Genomic DNA, 21544 nt, shown 5'->3' on the forward strand with positions numbered 1-21544 from the left:
ATGTACTACCTCAAAAAACAATATACTGATGCAAAAAGAACAATATAAAGCATGCAAAGCAAACAACAATGGCACTAAAATCCTGTACATGAAAGCCAATCTCGCAGACATTGGTTCTTCTGACCGGTGCACCAAGTCCCCTTGTTAGAGCTGCTGCAGACAGCTCATCACCAATTTTTATTACGGATACCATCAATGGTATCAGCCGGTATTCAATCATAAGGAATGGATTTTTACCACCAAAACGGATATTTCTCATTTTCATTGCATCCCGGATTGCCTGATATTCTTCCTTGATTGTAGGAAAGAAACGGAAAATAACTGACAACGGTATTATGATTTTTTCTGTGACATGCATCCGCTCCATTGCACTGATAAACTCACTTACAGATGTAGAAGAAATCAGATATGCGCCTGTCATAATTCCCGGTGCAAAACGCGTCATAATTGATGTTGCTGCCAATATCAGAAAAGAAATCATACCACTCCAAACATTCAATGCCAGCCGCTCCAGTACAAAGCATACCGCATAGAGAACTGCATATTTACCGGCTGTTTTGAATTTGTGCTCTGACAAAATCAATGCAAATGGTATAAGGCTTAGTATTGGTTTCACTATATTCATGATTCCATCATTGCTGGTACTGAACATCAATGTTGTAATCGTTATAAGCATAAACAATTTTGTTCTAGGATCTAAAACAATTCCATTTCTGCTGTCAACAGTAGCAGATAATATCTCATCCATTACACGATTCCTGCTTTTACAAAGTGTTTTTTGAGCAACGCTTTTCCAATCATTCCTCCAATGATTGCGCAGATAAAGATACCTGCAATCACAAGAACAATGCTCCACATAGGCATGACAGCCATTACTTTATCTGCATACTCTTTACCAAAACTGGCTGCGAAGCTGGCTCTTGAATCTTCTACCATGAAGTACATTGGAATATATGTACCAACCATCCAGAGACTGAATACTGCATATCCAATCAGGCTCCTTTTAGCACTTTTATAATTGCCAAATTTCAGAATCAAATCTCCCAGCAGCCCAAAGATAAGCCCCAAAGGTACACCCCAATATCCCATTCCGGTAAGTCCCATCAAAAGGCCACTCAGAATTGCCATCAGCGTTACCATACCAAACTTCTTTACCCTTGTCAGGAATAACATAAATGGAATTCCTGTGATCAGTGTCCACAATGCACCAAGAATCGGAAGAAATATCGGAACAAAGCCAATCGGAATTGCCACACAACATCCGAGTACAAAATAAAGGACTGTGAAAAGTCCCAGATTAATCAGGTCCTTCGCCTGTAATTTGTTATTCATACAGAATACCTCCCTTGTATAATTAGCTCTATCTAACTACTCCATAAAATACCATATGTTTTGTTATATCTCTACAACCAAATATCATTTTAGCTCCAAACAGCATTGGGTTTTATTGTTGACTCTGCTCTCTTCAAATCCTATAATATTATCTGTTACAGGGCAAAAGTACTTATATCAGGGAGATCTTCTATGAAAATTAACGACGTGATCAAAAAATGTATCAAAATACCAGGTATATCCATAAAACAGGCTGAATATAGTATGGAGCTTATATTAAATACGAAGGAAGGTAAAGGTTCGATGACCTTTTTTTCACTTTTTCCCGGTCTGTCTCTGGCATATATTTTTATAAATTCTCCAACCTGGACGGCTCCCGACCTTCGATCAGACAGCTCCATTACAAAAGGTCCATTGCTTCTTAACTATTGTGTGACAGGTCGTTGTGAAATGATCCTGAACAACAAAAATTTTGTCTACATCAAAGACAGAGAACTTTCTCTCACAGAATGCTTCGCCCAAAAAGAATATGTTTATCCAAAGCGCATCTATGAGGGGCTTGAATTCTTTATTGATATAGATACATTTACTTTAGAAAATACATGGGTACAAAATGAATTTAGCATTGATTTCAGAAAAATCTCAAAGATGTTTTGTCCTCATGGAAGCACTTATATATCGACAGCGACCCACGAAACTGAGGAAATTCTCAAAAAACTATGGGAATTATATGATTTTCCGGCCTCTTTTGCAGTCATTCAAATGAAAATATATACGCTCGCTTTATTCTCAGTACTACAAAATTTGGAGGCTATCCCTAAGTCTCAGGCCTGCACTTTCTTTACTGAATCTCAGGTTAATATTGCTAAAAAGGTCGAAAATATCATCACCTCAGACCTAAGGCTGCATCATCCTGCGTGGGAATTGGCTGAATATTTTTCTATCAGCGAAACCAGTCTAAAAAATTATTTTCGCGGTGTTTACGGACAGAATATTTCTGTCTATCTGCGTGAAATGCGTATGAATAAAGCAGGCGAACTGCTTGCCTCAACACGACTGTCTGTAGCTGAGATTGCAGCACAGGTCGGATATCTGAATCAGAGCAAATTCGCCTCTGTGTTTAAAAAGCATTTTGGTGTATCACCTTTGGAATATCGCCGCACCAGACATTTAGACTCCTAAACTCTCCATTTTGTTGCCTCTCTTCTTTCAACAATAAAATGACGATAAATCCCATCCTGTCTCACAAGTTCTTCATGTATTCCCTGCTGTACGGTTTTCCATTCTCCAGAGCGAAAATCCGTTCAGCTTTCTGTACTGTTTTTAGGCGGTGTGCAATCATAATAACAGCTTTATCATTTGTCAAGTACCACCCACTGGTCATTAAAATAACAAATTACATATAATCAAACTTCTTCCGAAGATATATTCTGAGTAGCATGATACCCATATTAATGAGTATAAATAGCAAAATCAAATTCACCGGCAGATATTTTCTAGTTACATCCCCAAGCACTGCTATCCCTGAAAGGCTTCCAATCAAAAACATTTGTGAAATTTCGTTCCACATTTTTTTGTATTGTTTTATTGTTTCCATAATTATCACCATTATGATTCCCATTATGAAAAGCACAGCTACGATTGCCAGAATCCTGATAACCCATACTTCCCCACCTGTATATGCTATTTTCTGGTTAAATCCATTATCATAAGTTGGATATACCAGCCATTTACAAAATCGAACATACCACATGAATGGAGCCATAAAAAAATCTATGAAATCATGTTGAAAAGCACCATTCTGTAGAATTGCAAACAGGACTACCGTAATGTATCCCATTCCCCAGAAATATTCTATAGACTTCATGCTTTCCGTTCTGTCCTTTACTTCTTTTTTCGCTTTACGAATTTCCAGCTCAGCACGTTTCTTTTCGTTACGGGCTTTGGATTCTGCCTGCTCTATCTTTTTCTCTGCTTCTTTTTGTTTCTTCTGTGCTTCATCTACTGCTTCAACAGATGATTTATTAACCTGTATCTGCAATTTAGAGTTCTGGTCCCGAACGTCTTTTATTTCTTCTTCGAGCTGCTCTTGCTCGCTCCTGCTCTTCAAGCCGTTTCTGTTCCTCAAATCGTCGTTGTTCTTCTGAAGCGATTGATTCAGCTTCTGCGTTTCGGACAGTTCGGTTGTCAAACGATGAATTTCGTCGTTTAATTTCCGAATTTCGTCTTGCATTTCGTGATTCTCGAAGAATAGCTTCTGTTTTTCCATTTTCAGCTTGTGTGTCCTTTCCTGAAATTTCTGGATAAACTCGTTCATCTTCTGATTTCTCACCTGTAACTCGTCTCTCTCTTCCGTCACTAGCTCCAGTGACGCCGCCTGCTCCTTCGCAAGCTGCTTCCACTTGTCGGTAGTATCCGGCAAGTTCTTCATCTGATCTGCTGTCTCTGTTGGCTGAATCTCTGGCTTTTTTCCTATTTCCATTAAATTCATTCTCTAGTCCCTCCTTGCTGATATCCAAATGAAATGTTTTGAACAGATTACTGTCACGTACTTTCTTTCCCTCTTGGTTCTGAAAAGTAATGTGCTTCCGTTTCTCTGTCCAGTTTACGTTCCATCCGAACTGCTTCATTTTTTCTATAAACTTTTCTTTGCTGATACAATTTTCCAGTGCTTTTAACACTGCCATTGCACAGTCCGCTACAAAGCTATCCTTTACCTGCTGACGGAACAGATTATATTTGTCTTTGCTCCATGCAATGACTTCCCCTTTTTCAATCTGACTTCCATCAAAATGCTTTCCTTTTTCGGCAACGGTCAGTCCTCGTTCCCGGCACATCTGATTGGTAAGCTGTTTCATACGTTCCAGATCTTTTCTGGTGTTATGCAGCTTTCTCCCATCTTCATAACTCACTGAATTAGTAACCAAATGGCAGTGGATATGGTCTTTATCCTTATGCACAGCCACTAAGGTCTGGAATCCACTGAACCAATTTTCTGCAAACTCTTTTCCAAATTCAAATGCCTGCTCCGGGGTGATCTGCTCATCCTTATGCCAGGAAATAATGTTGTGGGCATACATTCTCCCTGTATCTTTATTCCACATCTTCTTTTCTTCCAAAAAGGTTCTGTACACCAGATCATAATTAATTTCATTGTGACAGTACGGGCCTGTTATATAAGTAAGCAGCTCACTTGTCTTGTCCTGTCGTAAAACATATTCAATACAATTTCTCATTGCTCCATGTGTATTTGTCCGCTTATTAATCGTCTTATTAACTGCCATATCCTTTCACTCTCCTTCCGATACTTGAGAATATTTTTATTGAGGAAATACAACATACTGTCGTTTGGGATTTCTCCATCTGTATGCAGTTTTCTTGCAATCTGGTTGATATTTGTCGTAGCTCCCCGGAGCTGACAAAGGATATCCGCAAACATCTGGTTCAGTCTTTTCAGTTCTTCTATTTCCTCTGCCGTTGCTATCTTCAAGTCTGCGATTGCTTTTATCACAACTTCCTGCTGTGTTCTTCCGGATTCTTTAACCTTGCTCTGAAACAAATCGTATTCCTCTTTATTCATCCGTATGGTTACTGTATGATTTCGTTTTCTCATAGGCTTTTGTCTCCTTTCATTGCTTGATTTTCATTCTTTGTTAACAGCCACAGCGTTCTGGCGGCATATTGGTAGGAGATTTATAAGAGAGTGCAACGCTCTCTTATACAGGTGCAGGACAGCGTCCTAGTCAATCAGTAAGTGTTCCGTAGGAATGTCCGGTGGACATTTCGCAGGAATACTTACGCCATTGACGTGCCGGGGTTCCAAGGGGCGGAGCCCTCTGGCAAGTTTAGGAACAGCCCAAAGGCTGGCTCCGGTGCATAGTGGCTTGCCACTTTGCGAAACTTGCCTGTCATCTCCCCACCACTGAATCGACACCCGCCAGGCAATATTTTCCACCCTACATTATCAAATCCAAATGGAGATGACGGTGGGTTTGTGGTGCAGGAGCCGACTGCGGAAGAAAAAGAAAAGCTCCACCTTTCATAGATTTTCCCTTTCTGAAACAGGCTGGTCATGCACCACTCCGATGCGAAGTATCGGACAATCATGTGCCGTATCCGGCACCCTATATCTTTTCTTTGCCTGTTTGTACACCCCTCTCATCTGCAAACACCTTTCTGCCATATTTCCCTGTTATTTCTGTCTTTCTTTTTCTGAACTGCTTTCTATTTCTGCTGAAAGGCATAAAAATAGCAGTCATGAACATTTCTCCAACTCATAATGTCTGAAATGCTATCACTGCTATTGTCTTTTTCTGCTATTCTGTTTTCGTAAAACTATTCTTTACTGTCAGTCCTTTTTCCTGTTACTGCTATTTTATTTTGTCGCAAATTTCAAGCAGGTCATGTAATAAATTCTCCAGTTTCATAAGTCTGCGATGCTGATACCAGATCAATCCTGGCAATCCCGCTGCAAAAAAGAACGAAGCACACAAAATCTTTATTGCCTGTCCTCTGCTGCTTATCCCTCCATATCCAAATCCACATACCAGATTCACGAATAAAACATAGAAATATCCACAAAATAAGACAAACTCAAAAATCCACACCAGCACCTTTTTCACTTTCTCTTTCACTCTGTACTTCTCCCTCCTACATTTTTAAATTCAGTGTAGCGAATTTCCCGCTATATTTCAATAGTGAATATCTCGCTAAGTTATTATTATGCTAGAGGTGAAACACATGTATCAGAGAATACGGGATCTGCGTGAAGATCGTGACCTTACGCAGAAGAATATGGGTGAAATCCTAAATTGCAGTCAGCGTATTTACAGTAATTATGAATGTGGTGATGTCGATATCCCTACTCACATTCTGATTAAACTGGCTGAATTTCATAATACCAGCGTTGATTATCTGCTAAACCTGACAGATGATAAACGTCCTTACCCAAGAAAAAAGAATAGCTCCACTTAAAGCAGTCTGATTTATTTTATGTAAGCCAGACTGCTTTTCTTTTATAATCAGCTAAAAACTGTCTGCAAAATCCAGTGCTGCATCCATATCAGCTTCTTTCTCCCAGTCCAGATTATCTTCTGCGATCTCTTCATCCGTTTTCTCCATTGTTAGTGTTCTGTCTGGCAGATTAATTTCTCCTACCGATTCTTTTACAAACGGTACAAGCATTTCCATCAGATTCTTCGCTATAGCCATCGGGGCAGATTCTTTCACTCCATCCCGGACAGCTGTTTCCACTCTTTCCAGAAAAGCATCTTCCTTTTCTCTGGTTTCCAGATACGGATCTGCTTCATTCCTGTACTCTCTGGAAAAATAATCGTTTAAAGCAACTACAACTGCTCTGGTGTACGATTTATATTTTTCCCTGTCCATCGTCTGCAAATATTCCCATGCCTGCCTGTCCTGTTCATCACAAAGATTCAAACGGATATTTGTGTTGATGATTTTCCGTTCTTTTCTCATACAAGCATCCCTCCGTTTCTCTGGATTTTCCTTACGCTCATTGCTTCATAGCCTTTCGCTGTGGCACAGATGTCCCGTACAATTGTCACCCGGCTCTTGTCATATTCTCCAAAATTCTGGATCATACAACCGCCACCGCCGACCACATACAGACGCATCAGTTCTGGATTATATTCCCGTTCTCTCAGCTTATGAAAGATTTCTTTCGTATAATCTCCGGCAGCTTTACGAATGACTGTCAGATATTTCTCACCAATATCTGCTGTCCCGGTACGGATCACCTGCTCAATCACCAGATCATCCACCACTGTTCCCAGTTCTTTCAACAAAGATTCCCTGACTGCAAGCACACACTGGTGCGTTCCATATTTCTCTGTAAAGCATTTCTTCTCTAATGGACGGGAATTATTGATATACATGATGTTCATAGTCCCGTTTCCAATATCCACAAGCATGTTGATTCCTTTGAAATCCTGTAAACGGTAAAAAGCTGCTGCAAATCCCTGTGGGTAAATATCAGCTCCTGCAAACTCCACACGATATTCTTTATTGCGGAATGTAAAATCCACACATTCATTCTGGAGAAGATATTTCTGGAAATCTTCTTTCTGTATAGCTACCCAGGTAAGTGGAAGTCCGGCTGCAATGTGTACCTTTGCCCGGTTCATACCTTTCCCATCCAGTTCCCTTGCGATAGCCGCCAGTGTCAGCACATAATAGTCCTCGTCCTGCGTTTTCTCTGCACAGAACTCCTTGTGTTCCTCTCCGATCTGGTAATACATGTCATTGTAAACAAGAAGATTATTCTGGAAGATTGGCTCCTTGTCATATCTGGCTACACCGGATGGAAAGCATCTGGTGGCTGTTTTCATGTTTCCATACCCATGATCAATCCCGATCACCATAACTGTCTCATTATTGTTGTTTTTCATCATTCTCATAATCATACCTCATACTTTCTTAATATTTATTTTTGACTTTCTCCCAAATTTGGGAAAAACCTATATTTGTATCAGCTAAAACGTTGATACATGAAAAAGGGCAGTCAGTGTAAAAAAAGCAAAATTTTATGTACTCTGGCAGCTATCTTTGTTATTTCTCCTGCTCCGGTAACATTTCTTTTTGCTTATTTTGCCCTAAATGCCCTTAATTTCCTGATTCATATTTAATTGTAACTGTTTATAATCTATATCTGTTTCTTCAAAAGGTATTCTTTCTTCTGGATCTACAGGACAAAAATCTTCTTCCTTAACTGCAATATCCTGATAATAAAACTCACCATTGTACTGCTTCAGAAGGAAACCTTTATCTGTCATATTTCTGAAAAAGTTGGATTTACCATGCCCCTGTCTGCCATTCTCTTTACAGTATTCCTCATACATATGGAACACTTCACTTCGTTTCAGACGTTTTCCTTTGGCACGCACCAATGACTCATCAATAAAAGCACAGATACTATCTGACGTCCGTTGCACTTCTCTTACACATTCTTTGCTGTGTTCGCTCTCCGTGAACTTTCCCTGTTCGTACAGATTTTTCAATGCAATCATCGCCATATGAATTGCATAATCGGATTCTGCCTGTACCTTTTCCTTTAAGTGCAGATCTTTTTCACCACTTTTTACTACCCGGTTCATATCAAGAATCAGTAGTCTACGGTAAAAAGCATCTGACTTATCCTCAAGATTCTGCGGCATTTCATTGGTAGAAAAAAGCAGCTTCGCATAAGAGTGGAAATGAATTGCATCCTGTCCTTTTTTCTCATAAATCAGTGTGTCCTCACCGACTGCTTTCTTTAATACATCTGTGTTCTCCATTGCTTTGCATGGAATATCTGCACAGGCATTTAACAGCTTTCCATACATTCCAGTCGCATAGAATCGTTTATTTAAATCCTGTAAAGAAATACTGGACATATTGGTGATTCCAACTACATGCTGGATCAGCGATACTGCCACAGACTTTCCGGTTCCACCATTTCCTTTCAGTGTAAGGAATTTCTGAAACTGCGTATCCTGTGTCATGCAGTATCCAAAATACTCCCAGAATGTCTGCTGTTCTTCTTTGTTAGGAAGAGACGATGCCAGATACTTTTTTATATTTTCTCCACCTTGTAACACCTGCTCACAATCTTCTGGATAATAGGGAAATGGTATCTGATTGATTGTCAGATAATCTGGATTGTGTTCCAACATTTCGCCTTTAACCGGATCATAATATCCATTTTTGAAATTGATCCACCGCACAGGTTGTTTATTTAGTTCATATGCCTCTCGGTGAACTTTTGGCTGTGCGATCAGTAGATTATAGATTCTTTTGATCACTCCACTCTGTACCTGATCACGATAGATCAGCTTCTGGATACGGTATTTCATTCTTACCCCATCATGGTCTTCCAGGAAAACACCATGCTCATAATAATACGGTGTGATTCCCACCACAAAAAACTGAACATTCTCCACCAGGTAATCTACAATCTCCATATCCCGGACACCTTTCACATTCCCTTTTGCATCAAATAAGTGAAAACGGCTCAGTTCCGGTTCTTCTTTCGGATCTCGCTCAAACCGAAGAATATACTGTTCCAGTAATTTCTCAACTTCTTTCTGATTATCCAGTTTGCCAAGGTACTCCTTCTCTTTGAACAACTGCCAGCCTGCTTTTCCGTCAAGACCAGCGTCTTTGAAAAATGTCAGTATCTTATCATTTACCCACTTCACCGTACAGGAAGCCACATAATGATAGGCACTCTGACAGCTTCCAGTAAACTGAATAGATCTCATTTCCTCTATAAAGGAATCTGCACTGAAATAATATCCGTCATCTTCCTGCACCAGACAAAGTGCCTGATAACCTGACATCACAATATTCAACGCTATATCCTGATTGTCCACCAAAAAGATATAGGTCTGTGCTGTCCCTTCTGGATTGGTTTCCATATAATGCTTCAAAAACTTCTTGTTCAAACTTATCACTTCCTTTCAGGCAAAGAAAAAGACGCAAGCCATATCTTATGACTCACGCCTTACTTCGCTCACAATATTCTATTTTTATCAGTTACCTGCCAGATTAGTTACTGACAATCCTTATACATAAATCAATTCTTTCAGGATAATCTCTTCTGCAATCGCTCTGTGCTGATTGGCAGCTCTTACCCATGCCATCTGATTTTTCTCCTTATCCGGCAGTGGTTCTTTTTCTTCCAACTGTTTCAGAATCACTTCTTCCCGTTCCCTGGCTGCCTTGTCCACTTCCAGAAGATGCTCTCCAATCGTATCCTGCAGAAGCATCACCTGATAGGTTGAATTTCGATGGTTCTTCAGATAATCTCTGCGTAAGAATCCATATTTGCCAAGCTGCTCCATCTGCTCACCGGATTTATAGGTGAGGTTCGGAATCAGGTATCCATTTACATTTGTATAAGTCAGTTTCATATCCCTATGACCTCTCTTTCGTTTAAACTGTTGTCTGTAACAGAACCAACTGTTCATGTTACGTCATTGCTACAAATCTTTCTTTCCATATCATTTTGAATCCAACCCGGGCAGATTTTCTTCAAAATCATGGTAAAAGTGCTTCGTTTCTGTGTTGGGAAAATGAACGGAAACACTTGATTTTACTGACTTTCTTCAATGTAACCTTATTATAACGTCCTCCCCATACCCTGCCTGATTATTCGGCCACTTTTCAAATCCCGGCAGCTGCCTTGCCCCTTTTCTCAAGTAGGCCCGCACCTTCTCCCCGTACAGATACGGATCGTTTCCCTGTACGATTCCCCACTGCATCAGAAGAGCTGCCGCTCCTGTGACAAACGGAGCGGCAAACGAAGTGCCCGTCACGCTGACATATCCGCCTTGTGCGGCAGTTGTCGTGATGTCAACCCCCGGTGCCACGAGATCCGGGCGTATCAAAAAGGAATCGTCCGGCCATCCCCGGCCGGAAAATGAAGCGTAGGCATTCCGGCGCGCATCGTAAGCCCCTGCTGCGATCACACGCGCTGCGGTTGCCGGGATCGTCACGGTCGTATCCGGGGTCGGCTGCAAAAAGCGCGTGCCGAAATTGCGGCCCCGTGAATCCAGCATCCACAGATCATATTCCCCGGTGACAATGCGCTGCGGCTCCAGTACGACGCGCCACACGCCGCTGTCCAGATACGTATCTGCCGGAAGAAAATCAATAAAGATCTCCTGCCTGCTCTGATAGGGACTCGGCGTACCAAAATAGACAAGAAGCTCTGTCTGACCAAGCCGGTATCTCGATGCGCCGACCTCCCGCCCAAACGGTCCTGCCGTCTGCCCATTTGGGTGTATGACCGTGATCCTGTATTCATCCGCATAATCTTTCCAGATCTGCTGATTCATGGAAGTCTCAAATTCATCGATCAGAAAGCTGATTTCCTGCGTTTGCCCCATCCGCAGCCTGCCCGATACATGCCCGCCGGCATTTCCCTCATTTCCGGTGCCTGCCACGATCACGTTCCTCCCCCGCAGTGCCAGCATATCCATATATGTCTCCAGAAGAGAAGTCCCCCGGTGTGATCCGTAAACATTGCCAAAGCTTAAATTGACCGCAACGGGCATACCAAGCGTTTCTGCCTTTCGCATCACATACTCCAGCGCCTGCATCAGCTCTGTCGTCCTCGGAAAGCCACCCGCTCTTGGTACGCCCAGCTTTACCACAAGAATATCGCTGCGCGGGGCTACGCCGCGGAAGCGCCCGCCAGATGCTCTTCCATTTCCGGCCGCGATCCCGAGCACCTGTGTTCCATGTCCTCCGGCATCACGCTCCGGTACGATCGCATAGCTTTCCTCACGGCTTTTTGCAGACAATGCCTGATCTATATCCTCCCTGGTATATTCCGCGCCCAGATAAAACCCCTGCGGCGGCTGCCCTCCCTGCGCGCCGCCAGGCTGCTCTGTCTGATCCCACAGTGCCACGATCCTCGTACTTCCATCCTCATTTCTGAAGTCAGGATGAAAGTAGTCCACGCCTGAATCAATAACCGCCACGAGGATTCCCTCTCCAAACAGACCCATCTCCGGCGTCTGCACCGCCGAGATACAGGACGCCGCACGTCCCTCGTCCAGAGAAAAATACAGCCTTTTCGGCATCTCTATATATTCTACCTGCGGCAGCGATGCCAGGAGTGCAATATCACGCTGCGGCACTGTCAGGATCGCATATCCCCCCGACAGATAAACTGCCTGCCAGCCTCTCTCATCCGCATCCAGAGGACCACTGTAGCGGATGATCACCTCCCATCTGCGTTCCTTTGCATCATATCCTGTTTCAAGGATCTCAGACTTCTCTCTCTCCTCCTGCGATGCATCCAGGGCAAGATTCAACAGATTTTCTATTTTCTGATCATTCAAATCCGGCCAGCTCCTAACCTGTATGATTAAAACAGATTATGTGCTGCCGGTATTTAAAATCACCATAAAAACAGCAGATTTAAGTAATATAAAACATGAAAACCAAAGGAGGGATTTCTGTTGGAACGAAGCTGTCTCTTTTTTATTCAATCGAACCCCTATCAGATGCAGAAAATTATATCTGTGGAAAGCGACTTCATATCCCTGTACAGATGACAAAATCTTATTACTTTCCTGTAGTTGCTTGTTTACCTCTTTTGGCAAACCATATAAAAACAAAACCTTCTGATCCTCCAGATGTTCTTTATATAACTGTGCCGCTTTTGTCATAATCTGTATCGCACGTCTTTTGTCCATAACCTAATCCTTATCCCATAAGATTTAGAGAAGGGAATGTTCATGCCGCAGCACTAAACATTCCCTTCTCATGGTTGATTTTTCCGTTGTCTGCCAACCTCCAGCACCTTAGTCTGGAAAATATCAGGTTTTTCCGTTGCCTGCCAACCTCCGACACCTTCGTTCGGAAAACGTATCAGATTTTAGGTGTCAACCCACCGCTGATACACAGCTTTTCTAATTACATTCTACACAAACTATGTGGAAAATGCAATTACAATTTTATCTTATGATTCCCTCCCACATTTTATACACCATTTATCCCACATTTCACTATTGATAAATTATCTCTTTATCCACAATCTTCCTCGCGCACGCTTGTATATTATTCATTCTTCCTACCCATTCTAAGGCATTTTCCCTCTTTAACTGTTCTGTAATAGCTTGTAAGCACATCCAGATATAGCGTTCTGCGGTATTCCGTCAAATACTGCAAATGTCTTTGTCCCCATATACCAATAACTATTTGTTCTTCTTCCTCCGGTAAGGTAAGAGCGGGGATAAGATAATCCCCATGTCTGATATAAGTACCGAAATTTAAAGTCACTACAAAAACAGCAGATTTATTTGACACACCTGTTCTCATCTGGTATATTAATATCGTTGCATAAGGGAGTAGTTAGCTTCAGAAGAAGTCGCCGTATCAACATATTGATGACCTGTTTCATCTGGTACTGCGTTCAATAACGAGACTTATCCGCACATTTTTTGTGCGGATAAGTCTTTTTTCATCTCTGTCCTCCTTCCTGATGCAGGATCAGTACACAAAAGTTTGCTGTTCTTACGTAATACCGAACATACCACATCTGCAAAGGAGAAATTATTATGAATCTTGTCTCTGTATTTCTTATCGCCGTCGGGCTGTCCATGGATGCATGTGCCGTCTCGTTTGCGAAAGGGATCTGCCTGAAAAAGCAGATCCGAAGCCACGCCTTCCGCCTCGCTCTTGCTTTTGGTTTTTTTCAGGGCTTCATGCCTCTGATCGGCTGGTGGATAGGTACGCATTTTGAAAATCTGATCACCTCAGTCGATCACTGGATCGCCTTTATCCTGCTTGGCGTTATCGGGATCAACATGATCCGCGAATCCCGTCAGGAGGACGGGGTCTGTTCCGAGTGCATTGACTCTATCCCGCCCAGGGAGATCCTGCTTCTGGCTGTTGCCACAAGCATTGACGCGCTCGCTGTCGGCGTCAGCTTCGCTTTCCTTCAGGTAAGCATTATCCCTGCCGTCTGTCTGATCGGCGTCACCACCTGTATACTCAGCTTTATTGCCGTCTTTCTCGGCAACCGCATCGGCGGAAAGCTTGGAAAGTATGCTGAGGTCACCGGAGGCATTATCCTGATCCTGATCGGTACCAAAATACTGATCGAGCATCTGTTCGGATAAGAAAGCAGCTATGCTACAGGAGCATTCCGATCTGGTAGATCGCAAATGCCGCGATCCAGGCAATCACACACTGTCCGACAACCATCGCAGCTGCCCATTTTCCTCCCAGCTCGCGCTTTACCGAAGCAACTGCCGCCACGCAGGGGGTATAAAGCAGACAGAATACGAGAAGCGCACCGGCGCTCACTGCGCTTAGGCTTTCCTGCAGCACTGCCGTGCTCCCAAAGAGCACGGTAAGGGAAGATAACACGCTTTCCTTTGCAAGAAATCCGGAAATCAGTGCGGTCACGATCCGCCAGTCTCCAAATCCCATCGGTCCAAATACCGGTGCAAGCGCGCCCGCCACAAGAGCCAGGATACTGTCCCTGGAATCCGTGACCATATGAAATCCTGTATCAAAATTCTGCAGGAACCAGATTACGATCGTCGCTACGAAGATCACCGTAAACGCCCTCTGTAAAAAGTCTTTTGCCTTATCCCACAAAAGGTGCAGCACATTTCCGGCTCCGGGCATACGATAATTCGGAAGCTCCATGACAAACGGCACCGCTTCCCCTTTAAATGCCGTCTTTTTAAAGATCAGCGCCATCACGATCCCCATGACAATACCAAATACATACAGACCGATCATCACAAGCGCTGCATGCTCCGGGAAAAACGCTTCTGTAAAAAACGCATAAATAGGAAGCTTTGCAGTACAGCTCATAAACGGTGTCAGCAGGATCGTCATCTTTCGATCCCGCTCAGACGGGAGTGTCCGGCTCGCCATCACACCCGGAACTGTACAGCCAAACCCGATCAGCATCGGCACGATACTTCTCCCGGAAAGTCCCAGCTTTCGCAGCAGCTTATCCATGATAAACGCCACTCTTGCCATATATCCGCTGTCCTCCAGAATAGATAAAAAGAAAAACAGCGTCACAATGACAGGCAAAAAGCTCAGTACGCCGCCGACGCCATTAAAAATGCCATCGATCACCAGAGAATGGATCGTGTTACTGACATGCGCCGCCTGCATGGCCTGATCCACAAGCTGCGTCAGCGCCGAAATCCCGGACCCCAGCAGCCCCTGCAAAAATGCTCCGACTACGTTAAAGGTGAGGAAAAATACAAGCCCCATAATCCCGATAAATGCCGGAATGCCTGTGTATTTTCCTGTCAGGAACTGATCTATTTTCCGGCTGCGCACACGCTCCCGGCTCTCTCTTGGTTTGATCACAGTATCCTGACAGACTGCCTCGATATAATCAAAACGCATCTGCGCGACCGCAGCCGCCCGGTCCATGCCGGTCTCTTCCTCGGTCTGTACAGCGATCTCATCCAGAATCTTCTGTTCATTCGCAGTGAGCCTGAGCTGCTCCAGGATCCTGGCGTCTCCCTCCATGACCTTGCTTGCCGCAAAGCGGATCGGGATTCCCTCCTTCTGCGCATGATCTTCGATCAGGTGCATCACTGCATGGATCCCTCTGTGTATCCCTTCTTCGCGCTTGCAAAAATCTGTCTCCAGCGGACACTCCTGATATTTTGCCACATGGATCGCATGGCGCACCAGCTCCTCGATCCCCTCTCCTTTTGCCGCTGAAATCGGGATGACCGGTACCCCCAGCGCTTCCTCCATCTCATTGACAAGCACTGAGCCGTCATTTTCCCGCAGCTCATCCATCATATTAAGAGCCACTACCATAGGGAGTCCCAGCTCGAGAAGCTGCATGGTCAGATAGAGATTGCGCTCAATATTTGTCGCATCTACAATATTAATGATCCCCTTTGGCTTTTCCCGGATCACAAATTCTCTCGTCACGATCTCCTCGCTGCTGTACGGAGACATGGAGTAGATACCCGGCAGATCCGTGATCAGTGTATTTTCATATCCGCGGATCACGCCATCCTTGCGGTCAACTGTTACACCGGGGAAATTTCCCACATGCTGCTTGGATCCTGTAAGCTGATTGAACAGCGTAGTCTTTCCACAGTTCTGATTCCCCACAAGGGCAAAGGTCAGTGTCTCACTCTCCGGCAGCGGATTTTCTTCCTTTCTGTTATGGAACTTCCCTCCCTCGCCGTATCCCGGATGATGCTTCTCCGCTTTTACCTGACTGCTCCTTGCCGCCGTTTGCAGACCGCTCTTTGCCATCTTTGGTCTGTGCGGCTTACTGATCTCTATATTCTGCGCATCTGCCAGACGTATGGTCAGCTCATATCCATGAATGCGCAGCTCGACCGGATCGCCCATCGGCGCATATTTTACAACGGTCACCTCCGTCCCCTGTATCAGCCCCATATCCAGAAAATGCTGACGCAGAGCGCCGGAACCGCCGACGGTCCGTATCGTTGCCGTTTCTCCGATTGGTAATTCACTCAGTTTCATCTTGACTCCTCCTTTGTATTAGTTATACCTAACTCATGTCGAAAAGTCAAGAAGCTGCTGCATAATATATGGAAGCACTGTTCCTATATATATGCAAAAGCAGCTTCTTTATCTCCTGTCTTTTTCTATTTTCATCCTCAGATCCTGATGCATCACAGGTGATGCACCCGAAGCGCCCGGATCGCATTCAGAACTGCCAGTACCATGACTCCGACATCCGCGAAAATTGCAAACCACATATTTGCAATCCCGACTGCTCCAAGACCCAGACATGCAAACTTGATCACAAGCGCAAAAACAATATTCTGATATACAATGCCCAGACATTTTCTTGAAATCTTGATCGCCTTCGCAATCTTCAACGGATCATCATCCATCAGTACCACATCAGCCGCCTCGATCGCTGCATCAGATCCCAGCGCGCCCATTGCAATGCCAATGTCTGCACGGGTCAGCACCGGAGCGTCATTGATCCCATCACCGACAAATACCAGCTTTTCTTTCTGCGCCTTCTTCGCAAGCAGCTCTTCTACCCGGTCCACCTTATCAGCTGGAAGCAGCCCGCTGTACACCTCGTCTATCCCAAGCTGTGATGCTACCTGCTCTGCCACGCGCTGCGTATCTCCGGTCAGCATGACCGTCTTCTTTACTCCTGCTTTTTTCAGCTCGGAAACAGCCTGCGCCGCATGCTCCTTGATCACATCAGAAATCACAATATGCCCTTCATATTTGCCGTCAACTGCCATGTGGATGATCGTACCCACACTGTGACAGTCACGGTAGCTGATCCCAAGCTGCTCCATCAGTCTGTCATTTCCGGCAGCGACAACACGGCCGTCTACCTTTGCCGTAATCCCGTGCCCGCTGATCTCTCTGATGTCACTGACGCGGCTTCTGTCTATCTCTTTTCCATATGCTTTCTGCAGGCTCTTACTGATCGGATGCGACGACGCGCACTCTGCCAGAGCAGCATACTCCAAAAGCTGCGCTTCATCCATTTCGTTGTGGTGAATTGCCGTTACCTCAAAGACGCCGCGCGTCAATGTGCCCGTCTTATCAAAAACCACACATCCTGCCTTCGATAACGTCTCCATGTAATTAGAGCCTTTGATCAGCACGCCTTCTTTGCTCGCTCCGCCGATCCCGGCAAAAAAGCTCAGTGGAATACTGATCACAAGCGCACATGGACAGCTGATAACAAGGAACGTCAGCGCACGGTAAATCCACACGCCCCACTGTGCCTGCTGTCCCGGCAGCAAAAGCTGCACAACGGGAGGCAGAACTGCCAGTGCCAGCGCCCCGTAGCAAACAGCCGGAGTGTACACCTTTGCAAACCTGGAAATAAAGTTTTCGGATCTTGACTTTCTGGAGCTGGAATTTTCCACAAGCTCCAGTATTTTTGATACCGTGGACTCGCCAAATGCTCGCGTTGTCCTGATCTTCAGCACGCCTGTCATGTTGATACAGCCGCTGATCACCTCTTCTCCCTGCGCCACATCGCGCGGCAGACTCTCCCCGGTCAGTGCGCTCGTGTTGAGGCTGGAGCTTCCCTCCACTACAACACCATCGATCGGCACCTTCTCACCAGGCTGGACTACAATAATATTTCCGATCTCCACCTCGTCCGGATCGACCTGCTCCAGCTTTCCATTTTGCTCCACATTCGCATAATCCGGACGAATATCCATCAGAGCGCTGATATTTTTTCGGCTTTTACCCACCGCATAGCTCTGAAACAGCTCACCGATCTGGTAAAAAAGCATAACCGCGATCGCTTCATTATAATCGCCGCTCCGGGAATAAACCGCCAGAGCAAATGCTCCGACCGTTGCGATCGCCATCAGGAAATTTTCATCAAATATTCTTCTGTTGACGATCCCCCTGCCCGCCTTTTTTAAGATATCATATCCGATCACCAGATACGCTGCCAGATAAAGTACCAGCCGCAAAGCTCCCTCCACCTGTATCAGATTCAGTCCCAGAACCATTACCGCTGCAACAATAATCCTCATTAGCATTTTCTTCTGTTTTCTGTTCACAACACATCCCCTTCCTGTTGTTTTGAAGACAATCTGTCTGACTATCAATCAGATATATGCTTATTCTTTCCTGTCGGTATCTGCCCTTCTTAAAACTCGATCTCGCAGTCCGGCTCCACCTTTCTGCATGCCTTCAGGACATCCTTCATGACCGTCTTTGGCTCTCTGCCTTCTTCAAACTCAACGATCATCTTCTGAGTCATAAAATTCACCGTCGCTGCCGCCACACCGGCTGTCTTTTTCGCAGCATCCTCCATCAGGTTCGCACAGTTTGCACAGTCTACCTCAATCTTATACGTCTTTTTCATAGTGAAATCCTCCTTACTTATTATTTTCATTTACATTTTAAATATTAAGCATTTGTTTAATCTTTACATCCATATAATACTCCGCAACGAAAAAAAAGTCAATAGCTTTTGCAGAAAAAAAGGCGTATCCCATCTGGCCACAAAAGCCATGGAATACACCTCTGTAAAAAATGAAGCCTCTCTTTACTCCTCCAGAGCCGTATTGATCCGCCGAAAACCTCTGCGATCCTGCTTTTCCCAGTCTCTCCAGAGCCTTTCTGCCAGCTGTGCAAGCGCACTGTCCGCAAAGGCAATACTTCCTCCGTAAATGCTCATCCCCTCTGCGATCGCCTGCTGCGCCTCCAGATACTCCTCGTAATGCTCATCTCCCTCATAAAAGTCGTTCTTCACATCAATACTGTAGCATCTCCAAAAAAGCTGCTCCAGCTCCTGCTGTGTAGCCGCCCGTCTTTCCCCAAAGAAAACCGGCTCCAGCTCTCTGTAGAGAAACTCCATCTGCTGCTGCCTGGCACAGTCGGACTGTGCGATCAGAAAGCTGCTGGACGGCATCTGCCATTTATCCTCGCTTTCATCTTCCTCCAGATCCTGTAAAACAGCCGGTTCCTCCTGGCATTTGCCCGTCCGCCATTTGCTCTCCTGTCCTTTTTCTGCCCTTTTTTCCATCACACAGTCCTGCTCTCTCCCCGGAACCTTTTCAGGAAACATATACTATGTTTATATAGTAACTTATTATATATAAATAGTCAATACTGTTTCATAATAAAGGCATTTCAGAAAACAAATCTATCAAGCTAAAAAGGCTGTTGTAAACTTCCATAGTGTCAAAGAAAAATCAAGGCGCTTTTCTGATTTTTTCAAACATATCGCCAAGAACTGCATCGCGGTAAATAAAACGTACGATACGCATATCGTGTCTGGAGATATCCTCTATATATGTGTGCTCATCCGTAAGTCTCGGTGTAGGTACCAAAGAAGAAGGGCACCAAGTCGGATTCAAAAGCCATGCCACTGTACTGATATCCCATATGATTCGTGAAGGTGATAACATTGATGTAGTGGTCGGCATTCCCTCATCTCCGTAATCATCCAGACCTTTACAGTATGTCTGATGAAACAGCATCAGCCAATTTTGGGCCATTTCCTGGCTCATCTGACTGGTTACCGTGTCACAAAGATAGGTGCCTAATCTGGAAGATCCTTTAATATTAGCTTCCAGTTCCGGTCCAGTTACTGCCAGATATGATGCGACTGACATACATGGTACAATTACAAGTGGAACACCCGAATCTAAAATTGTGCGCGATGCGTGCAGATCCTGCCCCAGATTAAACTCTATTGTATGCGGCCAATAAAGAGGCTGTCCCGCAAGCCACACAACAACAATTTTCTTTATGATTTGCGGATCCATCAAAATAGCCGACGCCACATTTGTGATTTCTCCTATGGCAATCACATAAAGCAAATCTTCAGCCTCATGCGCGCGCTTTACTAAATCTCTTGCAGCTTCACTGTCTACAGGACAATCCGGCTTACTCATATACTCCTGCGAACCCCGAAAAACCTTTCCTGCCGGATCCATGTCCAGAAGTCCCATCAAGCGGATAATTTCCTGATAGCTTAATTCTAAGCCTTCTTTCAGATTTCCGGTCATCGGAATATCTACGCTATCTTGATTTAATAATCTGGCAAAAAACTCTGATGAAAACGGTGCCGCATATACTGCCTTCACGTCAAGACGTTCTGGTGAGAGCAGTGCGTAGGAGATTGCAAACTGGTCGTCTACCTCATTATATGTATCAGAATCAATCACACATGTGAGTTTTCCCTTTGGCAGGGACAGCCTTTTTTTTCTCTCTTCTGGTGTCAATACGGGAAATTTCATGTCTCTCCACCTCCTAATATACATGTTCTTTTCACAAACCGGCTTTTGAGAATCTCTATCCGTTCTGTATTCCGAAACAGAATCATCACAATCAGTAAAAATATGCCTAGCACAACATTCTGAAAGGTATCTGGAAGTCCAGCTGCAATTAATCCTATAAAAATAATATTCAATGTAAATTGTGCAATAAATATTCCAAAGCTTAAATTACATATCTTTTGCAGCACCAGAGCCAGAAGCACGCTAATCAGTGGTTTAAATATAACTGTCACAGAACCCAGACTCTGTTGTGCTCCCACTGATCCTGACTGACAAAGCGTCAGGATAGCTGATACTGCCAGGAAAATCCCTCCGTAAAAAAAGGCTTTTATCTTTACTGCACGCACATCCACTCCAGACGCCTTTGCCACTGTTTCATTACTTCCTACTGCTCTCAAGTTATATCCAAAGACAGTATGGTTAAACAGAAAGTAAAACAATGCCAGCATAGCAATAAAAATAATTACTATCTCAGGAGAAGAACCAAAAATAGCATGTTCTGTATCAATCTGCACAAATCCATAATGCCCCGCCAGTTTTGACCCAACAATTTCATATATCATTGCAAGTCCCATTGTCAATACCAGAGACGGAATCCGAAAAACTGAATTAAGAATTCCTGTCAGAAGTGTGATAAAAAGAGCACTTATAAACGCCCCCAAAACCATACCTGCCACTCCATACTTTGCGGCCATCAAGCCCCCAACTACTCCGCTGATAATCTGTTCTGACCCTATTGAAAAATCAAACAGACCACAGATATTTCCGAACGCGATCGCATATGCTGTTATAGTTGGTATAATTGACTGAAGAAAAATAGTGTAAAAACAGTTCCAATTACCAAATCGCTCCGGAATGATAGCAAGAAAGATGAGGTAAACGACCACTGGTAATGCCAGTGTCTCCAGCGTGCGGATTAAAATTTTTTTCATTTTTGATAA

The 21544-nt window shown here is 44.2% G+C and carries 21 protein-coding genes and 1 pseudogene; 3 read left to right on the forward strand and 19 right to left on the reverse strand.

The window, feature by feature from the left end; all coding sequences use genetic code 11:
- Positions 1-10: 10 nt before the first annotated feature.
- Both QOX44_RS04075 and QOX44_RS04080 read right to left on the reverse strand, forming a co-directional pair.
- Positions 11-748, reverse strand: a complete 738-nt coding sequence (locus QOX44_RS04075) for an energy-coupling factor transporter transmembrane component T (protein WP_005333779.1) — start codon at positions 746-748, stop codon at positions 11-13.
- Positions 748-1332, reverse strand: coding sequence for an MptD family putative ECF transporter S component (locus QOX44_RS04080; RefSeq protein WP_005333775.1), 585 nt, complete (start codon positions 1330-1332; stop codon positions 748-750). Before QOX44_RS04080 ends, QOX44_RS04075 begins: the two co-directional genes overlap by 1 nt.
- A gap of 192 nt (positions 1333-1524) precedes the next feature.
- Here QOX44_RS04080 and QOX44_RS04085 point away from each other — a divergent pair, with 192 nt between their 5' ends.
- On the forward strand, positions 1525-2514 hold the full coding sequence (locus QOX44_RS04085) for a helix-turn-helix domain-containing protein (protein ID WP_005333772.1): 990 nt from the start codon (positions 1525-1527) through the stop codon (positions 2512-2514).
- Between the two features lie 214 nt (positions 2515-2728).
- Here QOX44_RS04085 and QOX44_RS04090 read toward each other — a convergent pair whose 3' ends face one another.
- From QOX44_RS04090 to QOX44_RS04105, 4 genes are all read right to left on the reverse strand, one after another.
- The gene (locus QOX44_RS04090; RefSeq protein ID WP_238061211.1) at positions 2729-3460 is read right to left on the reverse strand and encodes a DUF6040 family protein; all 732 of its coding nucleotides are present in this window, start codon (positions 3458-3460) and stop codon (positions 2729-2731) included.
- A complete protein-coding gene (locus tag QOX44_RS04095) occupies positions 3375-4616 on the reverse strand; it encodes a relaxase/mobilization nuclease domain-containing protein (protein ID WP_227189164.1) in 1242 nt (413 codons plus the stop codon). Before QOX44_RS04095 ends, QOX44_RS04090 begins: the two co-directional genes overlap by 86 nt.
- The gene (locus QOX44_RS04100; RefSeq protein ID WP_172675350.1) at positions 4565-4945 is read right to left on the reverse strand and encodes a plasmid mobilization protein; all 381 of its coding nucleotides are present in this window, start codon (positions 4943-4945) and stop codon (positions 4565-4567) included. Before QOX44_RS04100 ends, QOX44_RS04095 begins: the two co-directional genes overlap by 52 nt.
- Before the next feature lie 511 nt (positions 4946-5456).
- Positions 5457-5591: a hypothetical protein gene (locus QOX44_RS04105; protein WP_015540887.1), complete on the reverse strand. Its 135-nt coding sequence runs from the start codon at positions 5589-5591 to the stop codon at positions 5457-5459.
- A 481-nt stretch (positions 5592-6072) separates the two neighbouring features.
- On the opposite strand from QOX44_RS04105, the gene QOX44_RS04110 reads away from it, so the two are divergent.
- On the forward strand, positions 6073-6306 hold the full coding sequence (locus tag QOX44_RS04110) for a helix-turn-helix domain-containing protein (protein WP_015540886.1): 234 nt from the start codon (positions 6073-6075) through the stop codon (positions 6304-6306).
- A gap of 51 nt (positions 6307-6357) precedes the next feature.
- On the opposite strand, the gene QOX44_RS04115 is transcribed toward QOX44_RS04110, so the two are convergent.
- The 7 genes and pseudogenes from QOX44_RS04115 to QOX44_RS04145 all read right to left on the reverse strand — a co-directional run bounded on the left by QOX44_RS04115 (position 6358) and on the right by QOX44_RS04145 (position 13164).
- Positions 6358-6810, reverse strand: a complete 453-nt coding sequence (locus QOX44_RS04115; protein ID WP_005333760.1) for a hypothetical protein — start codon at positions 6808-6810, stop codon at positions 6358-6360.
- A complete protein-coding gene (locus QOX44_RS04120) occupies positions 6807-7751 on the reverse strand; it encodes a ParM/StbA family protein (RefSeq protein ID WP_040015520.1) in 945 nt (314 codons plus the stop codon). Before QOX44_RS04120 ends, QOX44_RS04115 begins: the two co-directional genes overlap by 4 nt.
- A gap of 195 nt (positions 7752-7946) precedes the next feature.
- Complete coding sequence (locus QOX44_RS04125; RefSeq protein WP_233420475.1) at positions 7947-9785, reverse strand: DNA primase family protein; 1839 nt, start codon at positions 9783-9785, stop codon at positions 7947-7949.
- Positions 9786-9896: 111 nt separating this feature from the next.
- Positions 9897-10244, reverse strand: coding sequence for a TnpV protein (locus QOX44_RS04130; protein ID WP_040015519.1), 348 nt, complete (start codon positions 10242-10244; stop codon positions 9897-9899).
- A 195-nt stretch (positions 10245-10439) separates the two neighbouring features.
- Positions 10440-12182 (reverse strand): S8 family peptidase, encoded by a 1743-nt coding sequence (locus QOX44_RS04135; protein ID WP_283681428.1) that lies wholly within the window; start codon positions 12180-12182, stop codon positions 10440-10442.
- A 36-nt stretch (positions 12183-12218) separates the two neighbouring features.
- Positions 12219-12539 (reverse strand): PBECR4 domain-containing protein, encoded by a 321-nt coding sequence (locus QOX44_RS04140; RefSeq protein ID WP_283681430.1) that lies wholly within the window; start codon positions 12537-12539, stop codon positions 12219-12221.
- A gap of 312 nt (positions 12540-12851) precedes the next feature.
- Positions 12852-13164 (reverse strand): annotated as a pseudogene (locus tag QOX44_RS04145) (TnpV protein).
- A gap of 239 nt (positions 13165-13403) precedes the next feature.
- Between QOX44_RS04145 and QOX44_RS04150 the strand changes: the two are divergent.
- The gene (locus QOX44_RS04150) at positions 13404-13967 is read left to right on the forward strand and encodes a manganese efflux pump MntP (protein ID WP_283681431.1); all 564 of its coding nucleotides are present in this window, start codon (positions 13404-13406) and stop codon (positions 13965-13967) included.
- Between the two features lie 13 nt (positions 13968-13980).
- Here QOX44_RS04150 and feoB read toward each other — a convergent pair whose 3' ends face one another.
- The 6 genes from feoB to QOX44_RS04180 all read right to left on the reverse strand — a co-directional run bounded on the left by feoB (position 13981) and on the right by QOX44_RS04180 (position 21535).
- Entirely contained in the window at positions 13981-16335 is a 2355-nt protein-coding gene (feoB, locus tag QOX44_RS04155; RefSeq protein ID WP_283681433.1) for a ferrous iron transport protein B, read from the reverse strand.
- Between the two features lie 152 nt (positions 16336-16487).
- The gene (locus QOX44_RS04160; protein WP_283681435.1) at positions 16488-18374 is read right to left on the reverse strand and encodes a heavy metal translocating P-type ATPase; all 1887 of its coding nucleotides are present in this window, start codon (positions 18372-18374) and stop codon (positions 16488-16490) included.
- Between the two features lie 89 nt (positions 18375-18463).
- Positions 18464-18682, reverse strand: a complete 219-nt coding sequence (locus tag QOX44_RS04165) for a cation transporter (protein ID WP_283681440.1) — start codon at positions 18680-18682, stop codon at positions 18464-18466.
- A gap of 183 nt (positions 18683-18865) precedes the next feature.
- Complete coding sequence (locus QOX44_RS04170) at positions 18866-19345, reverse strand: hypothetical protein (RefSeq protein WP_283681444.1); 480 nt, start codon at positions 19343-19345, stop codon at positions 18866-18868.
- 169 nt (positions 19346-19514) lie between these two features.
- A complete protein-coding gene (locus QOX44_RS04175) occupies positions 19515-20564 on the reverse strand; it encodes a nucleoside hydrolase (protein WP_283681448.1) in 1050 nt (349 codons plus the stop codon).
- The gene (locus QOX44_RS04180) at positions 20561-21535 is read right to left on the reverse strand and encodes an ABC transporter permease (RefSeq protein WP_283681452.1); all 975 of its coding nucleotides are present in this window, start codon (positions 21533-21535) and stop codon (positions 20561-20563) included. Before QOX44_RS04180 ends, QOX44_RS04175 begins: the two co-directional genes overlap by 4 nt.
- Between the last annotated feature and the right edge of the window lie 9 nt (positions 21536-21544).

The organism is Parablautia sp. Marseille-Q6255 (assembly GCF_951230155.1).
GTDB lineage: Bacteria > Bacillota > Clostridia > Lachnospirales > Lachnospiraceae > Choladousia.

Excerpts from the sequence above, each read along its gene's own strand:
- QOX44_RS04170 (WP_283681444.1), bottom strand. The coding sequence starts at position 19,345 with ATGGAAAAAAGGGCAGAAAAAGGACAGGAGAGCAAATGGCGGACGGGC.
- QOX44_RS04080 (WP_005333775.1), bottom strand. The coding sequence starts at position 1,332 with ATGAATAACAAATTACAGGCGAAGGACCTGATTAATCTGGGACTTTTC.
- QOX44_RS04140 (WP_283681430.1), bottom strand. The coding sequence starts at position 12,539 with ATGGACAAAAGACGTGCGATACAGATTATGACAAAAGCGGCACAGTTA.
- QOX44_RS04120 (WP_040015520.1), bottom strand. The coding sequence starts at position 7,751 with ATGAGAATGATGAAAAACAACAATAATGAGACAGTTATGGTGATCGGG.
- QOX44_RS04110 (WP_015540886.1), top strand. The coding sequence starts at position 6,073 with ATGTATCAGAGAATACGGGATCTGCGTGAAGATCGTGACCTTACGCAG.
- QOX44_RS04130 (WP_040015519.1), bottom strand. The coding sequence starts at position 10,244 with ATGAAACTGACTTATACAAATGTAAATGGATACCTGATTCCGAACCTC.
- QOX44_RS04175 (WP_283681448.1), bottom strand. The coding sequence starts at position 20,564 with ATGAAATTTCCCGTATTGACACCAGAAGAGAGAAAAAAAAGGCTGTCC.
- QOX44_RS04150 (WP_283681431.1), top strand. The coding sequence starts at position 13,404 with ATGAATCTTGTCTCTGTATTTCTTATCGCCGTCGGGCTGTCCATGGAT.
- QOX44_RS04180 (WP_283681452.1), bottom strand. The coding sequence starts at position 21,535 with ATGAAAAAAATTTTAATCCGCACGCTGGAGACACTGGCATTACCAGTG.
- QOX44_RS04165 (WP_283681440.1), bottom strand. The coding sequence starts at position 18,682 with ATGAAAAAGACGTATAAGATTGAGGTAGACTGTGCAAACTGTGCGAAC.
- QOX44_RS04100 (WP_172675350.1), bottom strand. The coding sequence starts at position 4,945 with ATGAGAAAACGAAATCATACAGTAACCATACGGATGAATAAAGAGGAA.
- QOX44_RS04095 (WP_227189164.1), bottom strand. The coding sequence starts at position 4,616 with ATGGCAGTTAATAAGACGATTAATAAGCGGACAAATACACATGGAGCA.
- QOX44_RS04075 (WP_005333779.1), bottom strand. The coding sequence starts at position 748 with ATGGATGAGATATTATCTGCTACTGTTGACAGCAGAAATGGAATTGTT.
- QOX44_RS04085 (WP_005333772.1), top strand. The coding sequence starts at position 1,525 with ATGAAAATTAACGACGTGATCAAAAAATGTATCAAAATACCAGGTATA.
- QOX44_RS04115 (WP_005333760.1), bottom strand. The coding sequence starts at position 6,810 with ATGAGAAAAGAACGGAAAATCATCAACACAAATATCCGTTTGAATCTT.
- feoB (WP_283681433.1), bottom strand. The coding sequence starts at position 16,335 with ATGAAACTGAGTGAATTACCAATCGGAGAAACGGCAACGATACGGACC.
- QOX44_RS04105 (WP_015540887.1), bottom strand. The coding sequence starts at position 5,591 with ATGACTGCTATTTTTATGCCTTTCAGCAGAAATAGAAAGCAGTTCAGA.